Source organism: Saccharospirillum mangrovi (genome assembly GCF_003367315.1).
Classification (GTDB): Bacteria; Pseudomonadota; Gammaproteobacteria; order Pseudomonadales; family Natronospirillaceae; genus Saccharospirillum; species Saccharospirillum mangrovi.
Genome location: NZ_CP031415.1, coordinates 274,631 through 292,952 on the forward strand (window position 1 = coordinate 274,631; position 18,322 = coordinate 292,952).

Sequence of the window (18,322 nt, forward strand, 5' to 3'; positions counted from 1 at the left end):
CGGCTTGTCCGCGCTTGTTTTGTCTTCACTCAGGGTGTTTCTAGCATCGAGGAGAGTACCTGATGGGCGTTGTCGCCAAGCGTTCTTCCATGACCTTTTATTCCGATCCAATCAGCCAATACAGTCATCGCGTACGCATCGTACTGGCTGAAAAAGGCGTGTCGGTCGACATCAAAGATGTTGATCCGAATGACATTCCGCAGGAAGTGTCGGATGTGAATCCCTATAACAGCTTGCCGACTTTGGTTGATCGCGATCTGTCTCTGTTCGAACACTACGTCATGATGGAGTACCTGGACGAACGATTCCCGCATCCGCCGCTGTTGCCGGTATACCCGGTGGCGCGCGCAGAAAGTCGTCAGTACATTGCCCGCATTCAGCGTGATTGGTGCGACAAGGTCGATGCCATTGTCGCAGCCAAGAGCAAAGACAGTGTGACCAAAGCGCGCAAAGAGTTGCGTGAGAGTCTGTTGGCGATCGCTCCGGTATTTGATCACCAACCGTTTTTTATGAGCGATGAATTCACCCTGGTCGATTGCTGCATTGCCCCGATTCTCTGGCGACTGCCGTCACTGGGTATCGACCTGCCTGAAAAACAGGGCAAGCCCATTCTTCAATACATGGAGCGGCTGTTTTCACGTGAATCGTTCCAGGTAAGTCTGTCTGAAGTCGAGCAGGAAATGCGGGACTGACGCATGAGTGAGATGACTTCGAACAAGCCGTATATGGTTCGGGCCATCCATCAGTGGGTGCTGGACAATGACTGCACCCCGTATTTGGTCGTGGCGGCAGACTACCCCGGCGTGGAAGTGCCGGTTCAGTTTGTACGTGACGGCCAAATCACGCTCAATGTATCGCCGACAGCGGTGCGTGAATTAGCCATCGACAACCGCTGGATTGAATTCAGTGCCCGTTTTGGCGGCGTCCCAACGTTGATTCGGGTGCCGATGGGCGCGGTCATGGCCATCTTTGCCAAAGAGAATGGGCAAGGTATGGGGTTTGATATTGAAGAGCCTACGGAGCCGCCGCCCAGCACGCCTGAAGTTAGCAGTGAAAGCGCAACTAAAAAGCCGTCATTGAAGGTGGTTAAGTAACGCATCAAGTTGCCTTGACACCTCAACACCCATCCCTATAATGCGCCTCCGCTGTCACCGACAGCCGTCCTTGAAGCGCCGTTCGAAGTATTGAGTGGTGCTCTCCTAACAAGCTGATTCCTAAATGAATTTTGCAAATTAGAGTTGACAGGATGCAGCGCAGGCGTAGAATACGCGCCTCGCTTAAACGAGCGCCGACAGCGCGGCTCGTTGATCTTTAACAGTATTGGAATCAAGTAATTCGTGTGGGCGCTTGTGGGTCGACCAATAAGCCTTTCGGGATTCGTTCCGGAGGGGTAACTCGATCGACAAGTGACCTGTCAGAAATTCTGAGAGGCGTTTATTCAGGCTTTGGCTTCGGTTGAAGTGTGAATGAGCTTGCGAACGAGTCATGAGTAAAGGCGGGGAGTCTTCGGGTTCTCTGCCAGACTTTAAACTGAAGAGTTTGATCATGGCTCAGATTGAACGCTGGCGGCAGGCCTAACACATGCAAGTCGAGCGGTAACAGGACTAGCTTGCTAGTTGCTGACGAGCGGCGGACGGGTGAGTAACGCGTAGGAATCTGCCCGGTAGTTGGGGATAGCCCGGAGAAATCCGGATTAATACCGAATAATCTCTGAGGAGGAAAGGGGGCTTCGGCTCTCGCTACTGGATGAGCCTGCGTGAGATTAGCTAGTTGGTGGGGTAAAGGCTCACCAAGGCGACGATCTCTAGCTGGTCTGAGAGGATGATCAGCCACACTGGGACTGAGACACGGCCCAGACTCCTACGGGAGGCAGCAGTGGGGAATATTGGACAATGGGGGCAACCCTGATCCAGCCATGCCGCGTGTGTGAAGAAGGCTTTCGGGTTGTAAAGCACTTTCAGACAGGAGGAAGGGTTGATGGTTAATACCCATCGACATTGACGTTACTGTCAGAAGAAGCACCGGCTAACTCCGTGCCAGCAGCCGCGGTAATACGGAGGGTGCGAGCGTTAATCGGAATAACTGGGCGTAAAGCGCGCGTAGGCGGCAAGTTAAGTTGGGTGTGAAAGCCCCGGGCTCAACCTGGGAACTGCATTCAAAACTGGCTCGCTTGAGTACGGCAGAGGAGTGTGGAATTTCCGGTGTAGCGGTGAAATGCGTAGAGATCGGAAGGAACACCAGTGGCGAAGGCGACACTCTGGGCTGATACTGACGCTGAGGTGCGAAAGCGTGGGGAGCAAACAGGATTAGATACCCTGGTAGTCCACGCCGTAAACGATGTCGACTAGCCGTTGGGACCTTTAAGGACTTGGTGGCGAAGTTAACGCGATAAGTCGACCGCCTGGGGAGTACGGCCGCAAGGTTAAAACTCAAATGAATTGACGGGGGCCCGCACAAGCGGTGGAGCATGTGGTTTAATTCGAAGCAACGCGAAGAACCTTACCTACTCTTGAAATCCAGAGAACTTAGCAGAGATGCTTTGGTGCCTTCGGGAACTCTGAGACAGGTGCTGCATGGCTGTCGTCAGCTCGTGTTGTGAAATGTTGGGTTAAGTCCCGTAACGAGCGCAACCCTTATCCTTATTTGCCAGCGGTTCGGCCGGGGACTATAAGGAGACTGCCGGTGACAAACCGGAGGAAGGCGGGGACGACGTCAAGTCATCATGGCCCTTACGAGTAGGGCTACACACGTGCTACAATGGCCGGTACAGACGGTTGCGAAGCCGCGAGGTGGAGCTAATCTGAGAAAGCCGGTCGTAGTCCGGATTGGAGTCTGCAACTCGACTCCATGAAGTCGGAATCGCTAGTAATCGTGAATCAGAATGTCACGGTGAATACGTTCCCGGGCCTTGTACACACCGCCCGTCACACCATGGGAGTTGATTGCACCAGAAGTGGGTAGCTTAACATTGGGCGCTCACCACGGTGTGGTTGATGACTGGGGTGAAGTCGTAACAAGGTAACCCTAGGGGAACCTGGGGTTGGATCACCTCCTTAAACCAAGACCTGCAAGTGTCCACAACGAATTACTTGATTCCTTGAAGATGTGAATGGATTAGCGACAGGGCTCGCTGATTTTTTGCGTGTCCAGGTTATGGGCGGCTCACCAAATCAGCCTACAGCCACTGACAATTTTTAGGACTGTAGCTCAGTTGGTTAGAGCGCACCCCTGATAAGGGTGAGGTCGGCAGTTCAAATCTGCCCAGTCCTACCAAATTTCTGCAATCCTGCGTTGGAAGCCCGCTCACGTATTGTTAATACGCTTCGCGAACTTCCGCCTTGTCTTGCGAAAATTAACCGAGTTCACTTTAGGGTTTATTCGGGCCAAGTTTTGGGGCTATAGCTCAGCTGGGAGAGCGCCTGCTTTGCACGCAGGAGGTCTGCGGTTCGATCCCGCATAGCTCCACCAAATCCGTCAATCCTGCGTTGAAAGGCGCGTCGCATAGATGACTATGCTTCCTTACCTTTCGCCTTGTCTTGACGAATTTGGTCATCGAGAACGTTCTGCAAAATCCTAAAAAAGAAAATCCATTCATTGTCCGCAACGCCAAGTGGTTTTGTTGTTTTAACAACAAGAACATTTCGCCTTGCGCAGACTCGCAAGCATCTTCTGTTCTTTAACAATCTGATTGAAGTTTTCTCAAAGAAAGAAAGTCTGATTGAACCAAGCGTAGCAATATCTTTGTCGTTCAAGACGTCGCTCATATAACGAGAGCGAGCAGAACAGAGCGAGGATTTTGTTTTCAGATCGAGGCGACTCGGAGCGCAGCCGCGCAGTGTGCTGAAAAGCACATGAGCAGCGAGCACCGAATCAACGAAGAGCTGGAAACAAAAGACCGGTCTGTGACACTCCTTCGGGTTATATGGCCAAGCGACTAAGCGTACAGGGTGGATGCCTTGGCAACTGGAGGCGATGAAAGACGTGGTAGCCTGCGAAAAGCTTCGGGGAGGTGGCAAACGACCTGTGATCCGGAGATGTCTGAATGGGGAAACCCACCCGCTTTTAGCGGGTATCTTGCACTGAATCCATAGGTGTAAGAGGCGAACCGGGGGAACTGAAACATCTAAGTACCCCGAGGAAGAGAAATCAACCGAGATTCCCTGAGTAGCGGCGAGCGAAAGGGGAGCAGCCCTTAAGCACCGGGCCGGCTAGTGGAAGGTTCTGGAAAGGACCGCCATAGTGGGTGATAGCCCCGTACACGAAAGCCCAACGGTGTGAAAACGAGTAGGTCGGGACACGTGATATCTTGACTGAAGACGGGGGGACCATCCTCCAAGGCTAAATACTCCCAGTTGACCGATAGTGAACCAGTACCGTGAGGGAAAGGCGAAAAGAACCCCGGAGAGGGGAGTGAAATAGACCCTGAAACCCTGTACGTACAAGCAGTCAGAGCCCCTTCGGGGGTGATGGCGTACCTTTTGTATAATGGGTCAGCGACTTACATTACGTGGCGAGGTTAACCGTATAGGGGAGCCGTAGCGAGAGCGAGTCTTAACTGGGCGTCCAGTCGCGTGATGTAGACCCGAAACCCGGCGATCTATCCATGGGCAGGTTGAAGGTTGAGTAACATCAACTGGAGGACCGAACCCACTAATGTTGAAAAATTAGGGGATGACCTGTGGATCGGAGTGAAAGGCTAATCAAGCCGGGAGATAGCTGGTTCTCCTCGAAAGCTATTTAGGTAGCGCCTCGGACGAATACCTACGGGGGTAGAGCACTGTTTGGGCTCGGGGGTCATCCCGACTTACCAACCCCATGCAAACTCCGAATACCGTAGAGTACTATCCGGGAGACACACGGCGGGTGCTAACGTCCGTCGTGGAAAGGGAAACAACCCAGACCGTCAGCTAAGGTCCCAAAATCCATGTTAAGTGGGAAACGATGTGGGAAGGCTTAGACAGCTAGGAGGTTGGCTTAGAAGCAGCCACCCTTTAAAGAAAGCGTAATAGCTCACTAGTCGAGTCGGCCTGCGCGGAAGATATAACGGGGCTCAAACATGGTACCGAAGCTACGGACTTGCCTTTGGCAAGTGGTAGAGGAGCGTTCTGTAAGCCGTTGAAGGTGGATTGAGAAGTCTGCTGGAGGTATCAGAAGTGCGAATGCTGACATGAGTAACGACAATGCGAGTGAAAAACTCGCACGCCGAAAGACCAAGGGTTCCTGTCCAACGTTAATCGGGGCAGGGTGAGTCGGCCCCTAAGGCGAGGCTGAAAAGCGTAGTCGATGGGAGACGGGTTAATATTCCCGTACTTGGGTGTACTGCGATGGGGGGACGGAGAAGGCTAGGTGAGCCAGGCGTTGGTTGTCCTGGTTTAAGTGTGTAGGGAGTGGGATTAGGCAAATCCGGTTCCACAATCCTGAGACACGATGACGGTGGTTCTACGGAGCCCGAAGTCACTGATGCCCCGCTTCCAGGAAAAGCCTCTAAGCTTCAGGTACACCCGAACCGTACCCGAAACCGACACAGGTGGTCAGGTAGAGAATACCAAGGCGCTTGAGAGAACTCGGGTGAAGGAACTAGGCAAAATGGTGCCGTAACTTCGGGAGAAGGCACGCTGGTGTGTACGTGAAGGTCCTGCGACTGGAGCGGAAGCCAGCCGAAGATACCAGGCCCCTGCGACTGTTTATTAAAAACACAGCACTCTGCAAACACGAAAGTGGACGTATAGGGTGTGACGCCTGCCCGGTGCCGGAAGGTTAATTGATGGGGTTAGCTTAGGCGAAGCTCTTGATCGAAGCCCCGGTAAACGGCGGCCGTAACTATAACGGTCCTAAGGTAGCGAAATTCCTTGTCGGGTAAGTTCCGACCTGCACGAATGGCGTAACGATGGGGGCGCTGTCTCCACCCGAGACTCAGTGAAATTGAAATCGCTGTTAAGATGCAGTGTATCCGCGGCTAGACGGAAAGACCCCGTGAACCTTTACTACAGCTTCACACTGGACTTTGAGCTTGTTTGTGTAGGATAGCTGGGAGGCTTAGAAGCGTGGACGCCAGTCCATGTGGAGCCGACCTTGAAATACCAGCCTGGCAAGTTTGAGGTTCTAACTCAGCCCTGTGATCCAGGGCGAGGACCGTGTGTGGTGGGTAGTTTGACTGGGGCGGTCTCCTCCCAAAGAGTAACGGAGGAGCACGAAGGTACCCTAAGCATGGTCGGAAATCATGCGGTTAGTGTAATGGCACAAGGGTGCTTGACTGCGAGACGGACAGGTCGAGCAGGTGCGAAAGCAGGTCATAGTGATCCGGTGGTTCTGTATGGAAGGGCCATCGCTCAACGGATAAAAGGTACTCCGGGGATAACAGGCTGATACCGCCCAAGAGTTCACATCGACGGCGGTGTTTGGCACCTCGATGTCGGCTCATCACATCCTGGGGCTGAAGCCGGTCCCAAGGGTATGGCTGTTCGCCATTTAAAGTGGTACGCGAGCTGGGTTTAGAACGTCGTGAGACAGTTCGGTCCCTATCTGCCGTGGACGTTGGAAAACTGAGAAGAGCTGCTCCTAGTACGAGAGGACCGGAGTGGACGAACCCCTGGTGTACGGGTTGTGATGCCAATCGCATTGCCCGGTAGCTACGTTCGGACGGGATAACCGCTGAAAGCATCTAAGCGGGAAGCCCCCTTCAAGATGAGTTTTCCCTGAGACTTCGAGTCTCCTAAAGGGCCCAGGAAGACGACCTGGTTGATAGGCTGGATGTGTAAGCGCTGTGAGGCGTTGAGCTGACCAGTACTAATGGCCCGTGCGGCTTGGCCATATAACGCCCAAGGGGTGTTGGCGGCTTGGACGAACAAAGAAGCAAAGATAGAGCTACGAGCAACACTTGGAACGATCGGACAGATAGAGATAGCTAGCTAGAAAGAACAAGCTAGCGAGAGACAAACGAGAAAACGTGTCAATCAGAGCGAATTGGGTGCGTTGTTACGAGGACAAGGCGAAGGCAAAGAAAGTGAATGCCGACGTTAGAGAGCCACATACGACAGCCACCAACCAGTTTGCTTGACGACCATAGAGCTGTGGAACCACCTGACTCCTTGCCGAACTCAGTCGTGAAACGCAGCCTCGCCGATGGTAGTGTGGGGTCTCCCCATGTGAGAGTAGGTCATCGTCAAGCTTTTAATACCGCCCCGGACCAGTGATGGTTCGGGGCTTTTTATTGGGCCGGAAAACACGACGCTGAAAGCGTAACCGCCCTATCCTTTTAGGCTTTAGCCAAGCAGGATTTAACCAGGCGTTCGGATTTTTCAACCGGGTCTTTACTGGTTATACTTGCCGCCACCTTCGAATACCTAAAATGCGGGTCCGATAATGAAAAAACTGCTAGTGCTGATGACCTTCACACTGTTGGCTGGTTTGGCCTGGGGCGAGTCCTACGAAGATCAGTTACGGGACCGTTTGGCTCCGGCTGGAAACGTCTGCATTGAAGGGCAACCTTGCGAAACAGCGACGGTCGCTGCGGCGGCGTCGGCCAGTGCAGAACCCATGACAGGTGACGAGGTATACACCAAAGTGTGTGCTGCCTGTCACGGCAGTGGCGTTTTGGGTGCGCCTCGTTTGGGTAACGCGGATGATTGGGCCGCCCGTATCAGCAAAGGTGTGGATACGCTTCATAACCACGCAATCAACGGTTTCAATAACATGCCGCCCAAAGGCGGTAATGGCAGCCTGAGTGATGAAGAAGTAGAAGCTGCGGTTGATCATATGTTGGCGGCGGTGCAATAAGCGCAGCAGCGACAGCAGGACGTAAAAAAGGCGACTACACAGTCGCCTTTTTTACGCCTCGGAGATGTCCGTGCCTTCCCACACCACTCGATTGCGCCCACTGGATTTAGCTTGATAAAGCGCTTTGTCTGCTCTTGCCAGAAGCTCGTCTGGGGCAACAACTCCCGGCCTGCATGTGATGCCGCCGATGGACAGTGTCAGTTGGAAATCGTCATCGATGTCGGGCCAATTGTGTTCGGCGACAGCTTTGCGAATTCGTTCGGCAATACGTTGCCCTTCGACTGATTGAGTGCCGGGTAAAAACACGGCGAACTCTTCTCCGCCAATGCGAGCCGCCTGATCATAAGGTCGCAGCAACTCTGGCAGCATATGGCTGAATTCCTGAAGCACCCAATCGCCACTGGCGTGGCCATAGTTGTCGTTGATTGATTTGAAGTAATCGAGATCAATCATCAACAGGCTGGAGTCGCTGAATTGAGGGTCGGTCTGTGTCAGCGTTCGATTTAATTCTTCGAGGAAATAGCGTCGATTAAAGAGGCCGGTCAGGTCGTCGTGACTCACCAGTTCTTCCAGCTGGCGTTTGGTCTCTATCAGCTGTAATTCCAGACGTTTTTGGCGGGTATTTTCTGTCGCTTGAAATACAAGACTGCCGGATGGGTGGCGGTATTCGGAACACAAAAACCAGCGGCCATCCCGAGTGTCGAGTTCAAACGTACGGTAGCCATCGAACTGACGATTATGGCGAGCTTTGTCGAGCCAGGCTTCTATGTCATCGGTATCGATGGCAAGAATACTTTTCTCTGCATAGGCGTGTCGCATTACATCGAACCACGACCTGCCCAGGATGCGTTCAACCGGCAAATTGAAGAGTTTGGCGCAGGCAGGATTGCAGTAGATGAATCGATCATCGGAGTCGCAAATGTTGATCCCGACCTGCGTCGCTTCCAAGGTTTCGTTCAGTATTGTCTGAACATCCATTTCCATAGAACCGCAATACCTTCAGATTTGCGCTAAGCATAGTTCAGTATTTATGCGGCGTCCTTAGCGGGTCTTCAAAAATACTGAAGGCCTGCGTCAGGAAGTTCTGCTGTGATGAATCCCTGGGTTCACTATGATGCGGTTGCGTATTTTCAGTGAATCAATCAGCACGATGCGAGTCATGCAGTGGAGGGGTTATGGGGCTTCTGGTCAATGGTCAATGGCAGGACAGTTGGTACGACACCAGCAAAACTGGCGGTAAATTTCAGCGTGAAGACGCTTTTTTCCGCAATTGGGTGACGGCTGACGGAGAGCCTGGCCCCAGTGGTCGGGGCGGTTTTAAAGCCGAATCCGGTCGTTATCACTTGTTTGTTTCCATGGCCTGCCCTTGGGCCCATCGCGCGTTGATTTTTCGTAAGCTGAAAGGTCTGGAGTCGCACATTGGTGTTTCGGTTGTACACCCGGATATGTTGCATGAAGGCTGGGTGTATGAAGGCCCTGCTCTGGACAGCGCGACCCCTGTCGGTGACGAACTGTATGGTCTGAAACGACACTATGAACTCTATCTGCGCGCCAAAGCCGATTACACCGGGCGCGTCACGGTTCCTGTACTGTGGGACAAAGAACAGAACACCATCGCCAGTAACGAAAGCGCCGAAATCATTCGTATGTTTAATTCAGCGTTCAATTCGGTCACAGGCAACACCCTGGATTTCTATCCAGAAGCGCTGCGCAGCCGCATCGATGACATCAACGAGCGCGTTTATCACACCGTCAACAACGGCGTTTACAAAGCCGGCTTTGCGACCACTCAAGACGCCTACGAAGACGCCTTTAACGCCCTGTTTGATAGTCTCGATTGGTTGGAGGACCTGTTGTCACAACATCGCTATCTGGCGGGCACTCAAATCACTGAAGCGGATTGGCGGTTGTTCACCACCCTGGTGCGATTCGATCCGGTGTATGTCGGGCATTTCAAATGCAATTTGCGGCGCATTGCGGACTACCCGAATTTACAGAACTATCTGCGCGATCTCTATCAGCACCCGGGCATTGCCGAGACGGTAGATCTGGTTCATATCAAACGCCATTACTACTACAGCCACGACACCATCAACCCCCATCGCGTCGTGCCCAAAGGGCCGCAGTTGAGTCTGGACGCACCGCATGATCGGGACCGGTTTGGCAAATAACTCGGTGTGCCAAGAGCGGTGCCCTCGGTCATAGGAGCGCCATGGCGGCTCTGGTATGATTCGACGATTGATATTGAGGACTCGCCGATGATTCATCCGCAATTTGATCCGGTAGCGCTGCACATCTGGGGGCCAATTCAGGTGCAGTGGTATGGTTTGATGTACCTGCTTGGGTTTATCGCCGGACTCTATTTGGGCATCTGGCGCGCGAAGCGTCAGCCATGGCGCGGGTTCACCGCCGAACAAGTCAGCGATCTGCTGTTTTACATCGTGCTGGGCATCGTTCTCGGCGGTCGCATTGGTTATGTGTTGTTCTACCATCTCGACCTCTTCTTCCAGAATCCGCTCTATCTGATTCGTATCTGGGATGGCGGCATGAGTTTCCACGGCGGCTTCCTGGGTGTCGTGATTGCCGTCATTCTCTTTGCCAGACGCCGCAATATGGCCATCTTCACCGTCGGCGATTTTGTCGCACCGTTGGTGCCGCCGGGGTTGTTCTTCGGCCGGTTGGGCAATTTCATCAATGGCGAACTCTGGGGTCGGCCAACCGACGTGCCCTGGGGCATGATTTTCCCGCAAGTCGATGGTCTGACACGGCATCCCTCGCAGTTGTATCAAATGGCCGGCGAAGGCTTGTTGCTGTTCATTGTGCTGTGGTGGTTCAGTCGTAAACCCCGTCCGCGCATGGCCGTATCTGGTTTCTTTATGGTCGGTTATGGCGTGTTACGAATCGCCGCAGAATTCTTCCGCGAACCCGATGCTCACCTGGGCTTCCAGGCGTTTAATTTCGTCACCCAAGGTATGCTGTTGTCGGTTCCGATGATTGTGGTCGGCGTCATTATGTTGGTATGGGCATACCGAAAACCGACGTTCGAGACGCCGGCAACAGGCAATACCAAAGGCAAACGAGCATGAAGCAATACCTGGATCTGATCCGCCATATTAAAGCCCACGGAACGGACAAGGGTGATCGCACCGGCGTTGGCACGCGCAGCGTTTTTGGCTACCAGATGCGCTTCGATTTGCAGCAGGGTTTTCCATTGGTGACCACCAAAAAACTGCATCTGCGTTCCATCATCCACGAATTGTTGTGGTTCCTCAGTGGCGACACCAACATTCGCTATCTGAAAGAAAACGGCGTTCGAATCTGGGATGAATGGGCTGACGAAAATGGCGACCTCGGACCCGTCTACGGCCAGCAATGGCGCAGTTGGCGCACGCCCGACGGCAGCACCATCGACCAGATTAGCCAGGTGTTGCACACGCTGAAAGCCAACCCGGACAGCCGTCGCATGTTGGTGGTCGCATACAACCCGGCGGACGTCGACCAGATGGCACTGCCGCCCTGTCACAGCCTGTTCCAGTTTTACGTTGCCAACGGCCGGTTGAGCTGTCAGTTGTATCAGCGTTCGTGCGACGTGTTTCTTGGCCTGCCGTTTAACATCGCCTCTTATGCGTTGCTGACGCATCTGATGGCGCAACAGGCGAATCTGGACGTCGGTGATTTTGTCTGGAGCGGCGGCGATGTACACATCTATTCCAACCATAACGACCAGACCGATCTGCAATTGACGCGTGAGCCTTACCCGTTGCCGCGCTTGTCGATTGTACGCAAACCGGACAGTCTGTTTGACTACCGTTTTGAAGATTTTGAGATTCTCGATTATCAGGCACATCCGCACATTAAAGGTGAGGTGGCCGTTTGACCTCGGGCCTGTCCCGCTGAAGGAAGTTCATGTCCCAGTACGATTCCGCATCCTTACGCCCGTTGGCGGCGCAGCAACTCAAAGCTCAGGTCGACCTGAGCCATTTGAACATCGAAACCACGGCCGACCTGGAAGGTAACAGTGGTTTTCTCGGCCAGCCTCGGGCCAAAGAATCGCTCGAATTCGGCATCGCCATGCGTGGCACCGGATACAACCTGTATGTGATGGGCGAGTCGGGAACCGGCCGCCAATCGCTGGTATCGAATTACGTTAAAGACTTGGCTGAGAGCCAGGCAGCGCCGTCGGAATGGGCCTACATCAACAATTTCGAAACACCGCGCGAACCGATGACGTTGGAGTTGCCCGCCGCGCGGGGCGAAGATTTGTTGAAGGCGATCAACAGCTTTATCGAAGACTTAATGGACACCTTCCCGGCGGCCTTCGAAAACCCGACTTACCAACGCAAACGCACCGCCATCGATCGTGATTTCAATCAGAAATACGACGCCGCTATGGCGACCGTCGAACGCTTTGCCAACCAGCAAGATGTGGCGGTGGTATCAGACTCCAACAGCGTTATGTTGTTGCCGGTAATTGATGGCAAAGCGCTGGACGAAACCGAGTTCGCCCAGTTGCCGGAAGAGCTGCGCGGCGAGTTTCAAAAGCGCATCAGTGAAATTGAAGAATACCTCAACGAACAGTTGCTGGAATTGCCGACCTGGCGTCGCAATACGTCGGAACAATTGCGCCAACTGAACACCGAAACCGTGCAGCAGGCGATCAAGCCGATGCTCAAGGAATTGGAGGTTAAATACCAAAGTCAGTTGAGTGTATTGCGCTATCTGCGTGCCACAAAAACGCATTTGCCGCCGCTGATTCTGGAGCTTTATGCCGACGAGTTGGGCCTGGAATCGCGCACCGATCAGGAACGCAAACAGGCGTTGCAAGCGTACTTAAAACCCAACCTGCTAACGCAGCGCGAAATGAATTCCGGCGCGCCGGTTGTGTATGAAATGTTGCCGACGTATCAGAATTTATTCGGCCGCATTGAATACGCCACGCAGCAAGGTATGCCGGTGACCAATTTTCAATTAATTCGCCCCGGCAGTCTGTTGAAAGCCAACGGCGGTTATTTAATTTTGGACGCCGAAAAACTGTTGATCGAACCCTTTGCCTGGGATGCGTTAAAGCTGGCATTGAAAACGCGCGAACTGAAAATGGAGTCGCCGTTTATCGATGCCAGTCTGATGCATTCCGTCACGCTCAGCCCGCAAAGTATTCCGCTGAACGTGAAAATTATTTTGCTCGGTTCGCGCGATATTTATTACCAGTTGCAGGAATGGGACCCGGAATTTAACGAGCTGTTTCGGGTGCCGGTCGATTTCGATAATTTCATTCCGCGCAATCAGGAAACCGTCGACAATTTAATTTTGCGCATCAAAGCCTATGGCGAAGACAAAGGCTTGCGTCCGCTAACACGCAGTGCGTTGGAGCGATTAATCGAGTTCAGTCTGCGCGAAGCCGAGCATCAAAATCGCTTGTCAGCGCAAGTCATCAAGGTCTTTAAAGTCTTCGCCGAAGCCGACTTTTTGTGCCGGCACGATGAAGACAAAGTGATCGATTACGAACACGTCGAACGTGCACTCAACGCGGCGGAATATCGCAACGGTCGCATTGCCGATCAGATGCTGATGGAAATTCAGGAAGGCACGGTGTTAATCGACACCGAAGGCGAACGCGTCGGCTGTGTGAACGGTTTAACGGTCATGGAAATCGGTGAAAGCCGTTTCGGTTCGCCGGCGCGTATCACCGCAACGGTCCACGTCGGCGCCAAAGGCGTGGTCGATATCGAACGCGAAGTGGAATTGGGCCAGGCCATTCACTCTAAAGGTGTGATGATTCTCAGCGGTTTCCTCGGCCATGATTTTGGCCGGCGTTTTCCGCTGACGTTGTCGGCACACATTGCCATGGAACAAAGCTACGGACACGTCGATGGCGACAGCGCCACCGTCGCGGAATATTGCGCCTTGTTGTCGTCAATCGCTCAGGCGCCGGTGCAACAAAGCCTGGCAATTACCGGATCAATGAACCAGTTGGGCGAAGTCCAGGCCGTTGGTGGCATCAACGAAAAAATCGAAGGCTTTTTTAAACTCTGCGAACAGCGCGGTTTAACCGGCAACGAAGGCGTGATCATTCCGGCCGACAACGTTAAACACCTGATGTTGCGCAAAGCGGTGATCGATGCAGTCGAAGCCGGTCAGTTCCGTATTCTGGCGGTGCAGCATGTGTATCAGGCGTTGGAATTGCTGACCGGCCAAACGCCGGGCCGTATGGATGCTGCCGGTCTGTTCCCGGAAAACAGCCTGAATGGCCGTGCACAGTCTGCACTTAAACAGCTGTTCGAAAACTATCAGGAAACTGACGAAGAAGGCTGATGGCGTTAGCCCATCGGCCATGGCCGCAACCGGCGTCATGCCGGGCGCGGCGCGGTGGGTTGGCCGCTTTCAGTGAATCGACTAATGTCTCATTGTGAGTCGGCCGCCCAGCACAACAATGGTGTCCCTAGGTCCGAATTTAGAACAATAACAGGGGAAATAAGATGGAAAGCAAAGTCTATCCGGTGCCCAATGCAGCCCGTGAACGGGCGCTGATTAAAAGCGAAGATTACCAACGCCTCTACCAGCAATCCGTCGATGACAACGAAGGTTTCTGGCGTGAACAGGGACAGCGGCTCGACTGGTTCAAACCCTATTCCCAAGTCAAAGACGTCAGCTTCGACAAGAAAGATTTGCACATCAAATGGTTCCAGGACGGCACCTTGAACGTTGCCTATAACTGCATCGATCGCCATTTGGAAACTCGCGGTAATCAGCCGGCCATTATTTTCGAGCCGGACGAGCCGACCGACGACAAACAAACCATCACCTACCGCGAATTGCACGGCCACGTAAGCCGCCTCGCCAACGCGTTGAAAGACCTTGGCGTTAAGAAAGGCGACCGGGTGACTATCTATATGCCGATGGTGCCGGAAGCCGCATACGCCATGCTGGCGTGCGCCCGCATCGGCGCTATTCATTCTGTTGTTTTCGGTGGCTTCTCGCCAGACGCCCTGGCCGGCCGCATTGAAGATTGCGAATCCAACGTGGTGATTACCGCCGACGAAGGCCTGCGTGGTTCCAAACGTGTACCGCTCAAAGTCAATGTCGATAAGGCGTTAGAGCAGGCTGGCACCGAGTGCGTGAAACACGTTCTGGTGGTGCGTCGCACCGGCGGCAAGGTGGAATGGGAAGACGGTCGCGATGTCTGGTATCACGACGCCGTCGCTCAGGCCTCCGACGATTGCCCGGCCGAGGAAATGAACGCCGAAGATCCGTTGTTCATCCTCTATACCTCCGGCTCAACCGGTAAGCCCAAAGGCGTGCTGCACACCACGGGCGGTTATCTGGTCTACGCCTCCATCACCCATCAATACGTTTTTGATTATCAGGATGGCGATGTCTATTGGTGCGCGGCCGACGTCGGCTGGGTGACCGGCCACAGCTACATTCTGTACGGACCGCTGGCGAACGGCGCGCAATCGCTGATGTTCGAAGGCGTACCGACGTATCCTTCTGTGGCGCGCATCGGCCAGATTGTCGAAAAGCACAAAGTGAACGTGCTCTACACCGCCCCGACCGCCATTCGCGCCCTGATGGCCAAAGGTGACGAAGCCACCCGTGGCGTGAATCTGTCGTCGTTGCGGCTGCTCGGTTCGGTCGGCGAGCCGATCAACCCCGAAGCCTGGGAGTGGTATCACAATCAATTCGGCAAGGGCCAACTGCCCATCGTCGATACCTGGTGGCAGACAGAAACCGGCGGCATCATGATCACCCCGCTGCCGGGCGCGACAGACCTGAAACCGGGTTCCGCCACTCGTCCCTTCTTCGGCATCAAGCCCGCGCTGCTCGATAACGCTGGCCGTCCGCTGGAAGGCGCCGTGCAAGGCAATCTGGTGATCACCGATTCCTGGCCGGGCCAGATGCGCACCGTCTACGGCGATCACGAGCGCTTTATTCAGACCTACTTCAGCACCTACAACGGCGTTTACACCACCGGTGACGGCGCACGCCGCGACGAAGACGGTTATTACTGGATCACCGGCCGCGTCGACGATGTGTTGAACGTCTCCGGCCACCGCCTGGGCACCGCTGAAATCGAAAGCGCGCTGGTGGCGCACCCGGCCGTATCGGAAGCCGCAGTGGTTGGCTACCCGCACGATGTGAAAGGCCAGGGCATTTATGTCTACGTCAGCCCGATGGCGGGCATTTCGCCGACCGAAGAACTGACCAAAGAACTGGTGCAATGGGTGCGTAAGGAAATTGGCCCGATCGCCTCGCCCGATTTGATCCAGTGGGCCGACGGCCTGCCCAAAACGCGTTCCGGCAAGATCATGCGCCGCATTCTGCGCAAAATTGCCGCCAACGAGCACGACGCCCTGGGCGATACCTCCACGCTGGCTGATCCATCGGTAGTGGACGATCTGATTGAGCATCGCCTCAATCAATAATTCCGTTTATTGCCATACCCAAAAACCGGCCTTGGCCGGTTTTTTTATGCGTACACACTCGCCCGCCCAACTATTTGCAAAAACCCCCTCGAAATCGCGAAAAAATAACGATTGTTAAAACACTTACTCAAACGGTCGTAGGTGATGATCGCCTGGTGATTGGGTGTGGCGGTAACCGCTCGCTCAGCGCATTCAATTTTCCAGGGAGAAAAACACTATGGACTACACCAAAAACACCACCCCAAGCTGGAGCCTGGCGTTGCTGATTGGCAGCGCTCTGTTGGCTCTCAGTCAACCGGTACTTTCTGAACCCACACCAGAGCCGTTAGGTGCTCTGAATCTAAGCTTCGAACAAACCAAGCAATTCGTATTCGACTGGAGCCCAGTGCCCAACGCCACTCACTACGTGCTGGAAGAAAACCCCGACGGCCAATCAGACTTTCAAGTGATTGCCGACAACATCGCCGCCGATCTCACTCAATACCGCCACACCGTTCCGCTCTATCAACGCACCCAGGCGCACTACCGTTTATTGGCTTGCCTGCCGGACCAAAGCGAATGCCCGTTAGTGGGTGAAACCCAAGTCTCGGTGAACAACGTCGCCCAACTGGTGAACAGCATTGGCTACTTCAAAGGCTTTGCACTGAAAAGCGGCACGCTTGAAGACAACGAAGCGCCACTGGAAGGCTTCGGCAACGCCATCGCACTCAGTGAAGACGGTACTACCCTGGCAGTGGGGGGCGCCAATATTGCCGCGGTCACACCGGACAAGACGGGTTATCTCTGGGAAGTCGGCACAGTCTTTGTTTACCGCCAGAATGCCAATGGTGAATGGCAACAAGACCAGCAACTGCACGCGGTCTTGCCGAATGCCGGTGACCACTTTGGCAACTCGCTCAGCCTGAGCGCCAATGGGCAAATGTTGGCGGTGGGGGTGCTGTATGAGAATAACGCCCAAACGGGCGTTACCATGAATCCCGAATCCGCAGAACTGGAGTACAACAACCCTGAAGGGTCGACTACATACTCCGGTGCCGTCTACCTCTTCACCCGCAACAACGCAGACACCGCTGCCCCCTGGCACGCTACGGCCTATATCAAAGACCAAGCGTTGCAAAGCCGTGAGTATTTCGGCCTATCCGTCAGCCTGAGTGCCGAAGGCACAGCTTTGGCGGTGGGAGCGGCTTTCGGCGGAACGGCCTTTGGAGATGTGGATTACGATGAACGTAACGGCGCGGTCAATCTCTACCGATTGAGCGACAGCGCTACCTGGCAATTTGTTCAGACCGTTCAGGCTGAAAATGCCCAGAGTGAAGATCTGTTCGGCGTCTCCGTCAGCCTGGACGCCAACGGCACCCGATTGGCGGTAGGGGCCGATCGCGAGGCCAGTTACACCGGCGCCGTCTACCTGTTCAATCGAACCGAGGCGGAAGAAAACCCCTGGCAATTCCACCAACGCCTCCAAGCCAGTAACGCCGGTGCAGGAGACCGCTTTGGTCATGCCCTCAGCCTGAGTGCCGATGGCCAGACGTTGGCAGTGGGAGCCTCCGGGGAAGACGGCAACGCCTTCGGTATCCTCCAGGGGGATGCACAGCCCACCCCGCAAGACGACGCCGCCGACACATCGGCATCGGAAAATTCCGGCGCGGTCTACCTCTTTACCCGCACCGATGTCGACGGCGCCAGCACCTGGCAACAACAGGCCTATCTGAAAGCCCCCAACCGCAATGCGGGTGATCATTTCGGCACTTCCGTCAGCCTGAACCGGGATGGTTCGCAGTTGATCGTAGGGGCCGATTATGAAGACAGCCCCGCCACAGGGCTGGAAGGCGAAACCGGCAACGATACAGCAACCGCCAATGATGTCGGCGCGGCTTATTACTACCGCCGCAGCGGTACCACCTGGCTCAGCCCGGTTTACCTCAAATCCAGCAATGCTGGCCCCAGTAGAGGAGGCCTTTTCGGCGCTTTCGTCGCCATCAGTGGCGATGGCGAAACCCTGGTCGTGGGTACGACCTTCGAAACCGGCACGGCCACCGGCATCAACGCTGAGCAATCGGATGAGATAGATAACAACTCCGGCGCGGTCTACCTCTACTAACTCAAGCGGTATAGCCACCGCT

11 protein-coding genes, 2 tRNA genes and 3 rRNA genes are annotated in these 18,322 nt (G+C 54.4%); 14 read left to right on the plus strand and 2 right to left on the minus strand.

The features are described from left to right. Nucleotides 1–62: 62 nt before the first annotated feature. The 5 genes from DW349_RS01360 to DW349_RS01380 all read left to right on the plus strand — a co-directional run bounded on the left by DW349_RS01360 (nucleotide 63) and on the right by DW349_RS01380 (nucleotide 3,468). The gene (locus tag DW349_RS01360; protein WP_108125885.1) at nucleotides 63–692 is read left to right on the plus strand and encodes a glutathione S-transferase N-terminal domain-containing protein; all 630 of its coding nucleotides are present in this window, start codon (nucleotides 63–65) and stop codon (nucleotides 690–692) included. A gap of 3 nt (nucleotides 693–695) precedes the next feature. Next, nucleotides 696–1,094 carry a ClpXP protease specificity-enhancing factor gene (locus tag DW349_RS01365; protein WP_198650505.1) on the plus strand — a complete coding sequence of 133 codons (399 nt, stop codon included), beginning with the start codon at nucleotides 696–698 and terminating at the stop codon, nucleotides 1,092–1,094. Between the two features lie 433 nt (nucleotides 1,095–1,527). Next, a 16S ribosomal RNA gene (locus tag DW349_RS01370) occupies nucleotides 1,528–3,056 on the plus strand. A gap of 140 nt (nucleotides 3,057–3,196) precedes the next feature. Continuing rightward, nucleotides 3,197–3,273, plus strand: a tRNA-Ile gene (locus tag DW349_RS01375). A gap of 119 nt (nucleotides 3,274–3,392) precedes the next feature. Then, nucleotides 3,393–3,468: transfer RNA gene (locus tag DW349_RS01380), tRNA-Ala, on the plus strand. Between the two features lie 41 nt (nucleotides 3,469–3,509). Here DW349_RS01380 and DW349_RS17290 read toward each other — a convergent pair. Next, the gene (locus tag DW349_RS17290) at nucleotides 3,510–3,752 is read right to left on the minus strand and encodes a hypothetical protein (protein WP_157954439.1); all 243 of its coding nucleotides are present in this window, start codon (nucleotides 3,750–3,752) and stop codon (nucleotides 3,510–3,512) included. 172 nt (nucleotides 3,753–3,924) lie between these two features. Between DW349_RS17290 and DW349_RS01385 the strand changes: the two genes are divergently transcribed. The 3 genes from DW349_RS01385 (at nucleotide 3,925) to DW349_RS01395 (ending at nucleotide 7,776) form a co-directional block, all read left to right on the plus strand. Continuing rightward, nucleotides 3,925–6,811: ribosomal RNA gene (locus DW349_RS01385) — 23S ribosomal RNA — on the plus strand. A 241-nt stretch (nucleotides 6,812–7,052) separates the two neighbouring features. After that, nucleotides 7,053–7,168, plus strand: a 5S ribosomal RNA gene (gene rrf, locus DW349_RS01390). The 16S, 23S and 5S rRNA genes sit together here with 2 tRNA genes alongside, the layout of an rRNA operon. Before the next feature lie 194 nt (nucleotides 7,169–7,362). Next, the gene (locus tag DW349_RS01395) at nucleotides 7,363–7,776 is read left to right on the plus strand and encodes a c-type cytochrome (RefSeq protein ID WP_108127499.1); all 414 of its coding nucleotides are present in this window, start codon (nucleotides 7,363–7,365) and stop codon (nucleotides 7,774–7,776) included. 51 nt (nucleotides 7,777–7,827) lie between these two features. Here the strand turns inward: DW349_RS01395 and DW349_RS01400 are convergent, their stop codons facing one another. Continuing rightward, the gene (locus DW349_RS01400; RefSeq protein WP_108127497.1) at nucleotides 7,828–8,760 is read right to left on the minus strand and encodes a sensor domain-containing diguanylate cyclase; all 933 of its coding nucleotides are present in this window, start codon (nucleotides 8,758–8,760) and stop codon (nucleotides 7,828–7,830) included. A gap of 191 nt (nucleotides 8,761–8,951) precedes the next feature. On the opposite strand from DW349_RS01400, the gene DW349_RS01405 reads away from it, so the two are divergent. The 6 genes from DW349_RS01405 to DW349_RS01430 all read left to right on the plus strand — a co-directional run bounded on the left by DW349_RS01405 (nucleotide 8,952) and on the right by DW349_RS01430 (nucleotide 18,300). Continuing rightward, nucleotides 8,952–9,947 carry a glutathione S-transferase family protein gene (locus DW349_RS01405; protein ID WP_108127495.1) on the plus strand — a complete coding sequence of 332 codons (996 nt, stop codon included), beginning with the start codon at nucleotides 8,952–8,954 and terminating at the stop codon, nucleotides 9,945–9,947. A gap of 87 nt (nucleotides 9,948–10,034) precedes the next feature. Next, nucleotides 10,035–10,862, plus strand: a complete 828-nt coding sequence (gene lgt, locus DW349_RS01410; RefSeq protein ID WP_108127493.1) for a prolipoprotein diacylglyceryl transferase — start codon at nucleotides 10,035–10,037, stop codon at nucleotides 10,860–10,862. Further along, entirely contained in the window at nucleotides 10,859–11,653 is a 795-nt protein-coding gene (gene thyA / locus DW349_RS01415) for a thymidylate synthase (protein WP_108127491.1), read from the plus strand. Before lgt ends, thyA begins: the two co-directional genes overlap by 4 nt. Nucleotides 11,654–11,682: 29 nt before the next feature. Further along, nucleotides 11,683–14,088 (plus strand): Lon protease family protein, encoded by a 2,406-nt coding sequence (locus DW349_RS01420; protein ID WP_108127489.1) that lies wholly within the window; start codon nucleotides 11,683–11,685, stop codon nucleotides 14,086–14,088. Nucleotides 14,089–14,252: 164 nt separating this feature from the next. Further along, entirely contained in the window at nucleotides 14,253–16,199 is a 1,947-nt protein-coding gene (gene acs, locus DW349_RS01425) for an acetate--CoA ligase (protein ID WP_108127487.1), read from the plus strand. Between the two features lie 217 nt (nucleotides 16,200–16,416). Then, the gene (locus DW349_RS01430) at nucleotides 16,417–18,300 is read left to right on the plus strand and encodes an FG-GAP repeat protein (RefSeq protein ID WP_108127485.1); all 1,884 of its coding nucleotides are present in this window, start codon (nucleotides 16,417–16,419) and stop codon (nucleotides 18,298–18,300) included. The last annotated feature ends 22 nt before the right edge of the window (nucleotides 18,301–18,322 follow it).

Bases quoted from the DNA above. Each gene is read 5' to 3' on its own strand.
- DW349_RS01360 (WP_108125885.1), top strand. From the start codon at position 63: ATGGGCGTTGTCGCCAAGCGTTCTTCCATGACCTTTTATTCCGATCCA.
- DW349_RS01365 (WP_198650505.1), top strand. From the start codon at position 696: ATGAGTGAGATGACTTCGAACAAGCCGTATATGGTTCGGGCCATCCAT.
- DW349_RS01395 (WP_108127499.1), top strand. From the start codon at position 7,363: ATGAAAAAACTGCTAGTGCTGATGACCTTCACACTGTTGGCTGGTTTG.
- DW349_RS01400 (WP_108127497.1), bottom strand. From the start codon at position 8,760: ATGGAAATGGATGTTCAGACAATACTGAACGAAACCTTGGAAGCGACG.
- DW349_RS01405 (WP_108127495.1), top strand. From the start codon at position 8,952: ATGGGGCTTCTGGTCAATGGTCAATGGCAGGACAGTTGGTACGACACC.
- lgt (WP_108127493.1), top strand. From the start codon at position 10,035: ATGATTCATCCGCAATTTGATCCGGTAGCGCTGCACATCTGGGGGCCA.
- thyA (WP_108127491.1), top strand. From the start codon at position 10,859: ATGAAGCAATACCTGGATCTGATCCGCCATATTAAAGCCCACGGAACG.
- DW349_RS01420 (WP_108127489.1), top strand. From the start codon at position 11,683: ATGTCCCAGTACGATTCCGCATCCTTACGCCCGTTGGCGGCGCAGCAA.
- acs (WP_108127487.1), top strand. From the start codon at position 14,253: ATGGAAAGCAAAGTCTATCCGGTGCCCAATGCAGCCCGTGAACGGGCG.
- DW349_RS01430 (WP_108127485.1), top strand. From the start codon at position 16,417: ATGGACTACACCAAAAACACCACCCCAAGCTGGAGCCTGGCGTTGCTG.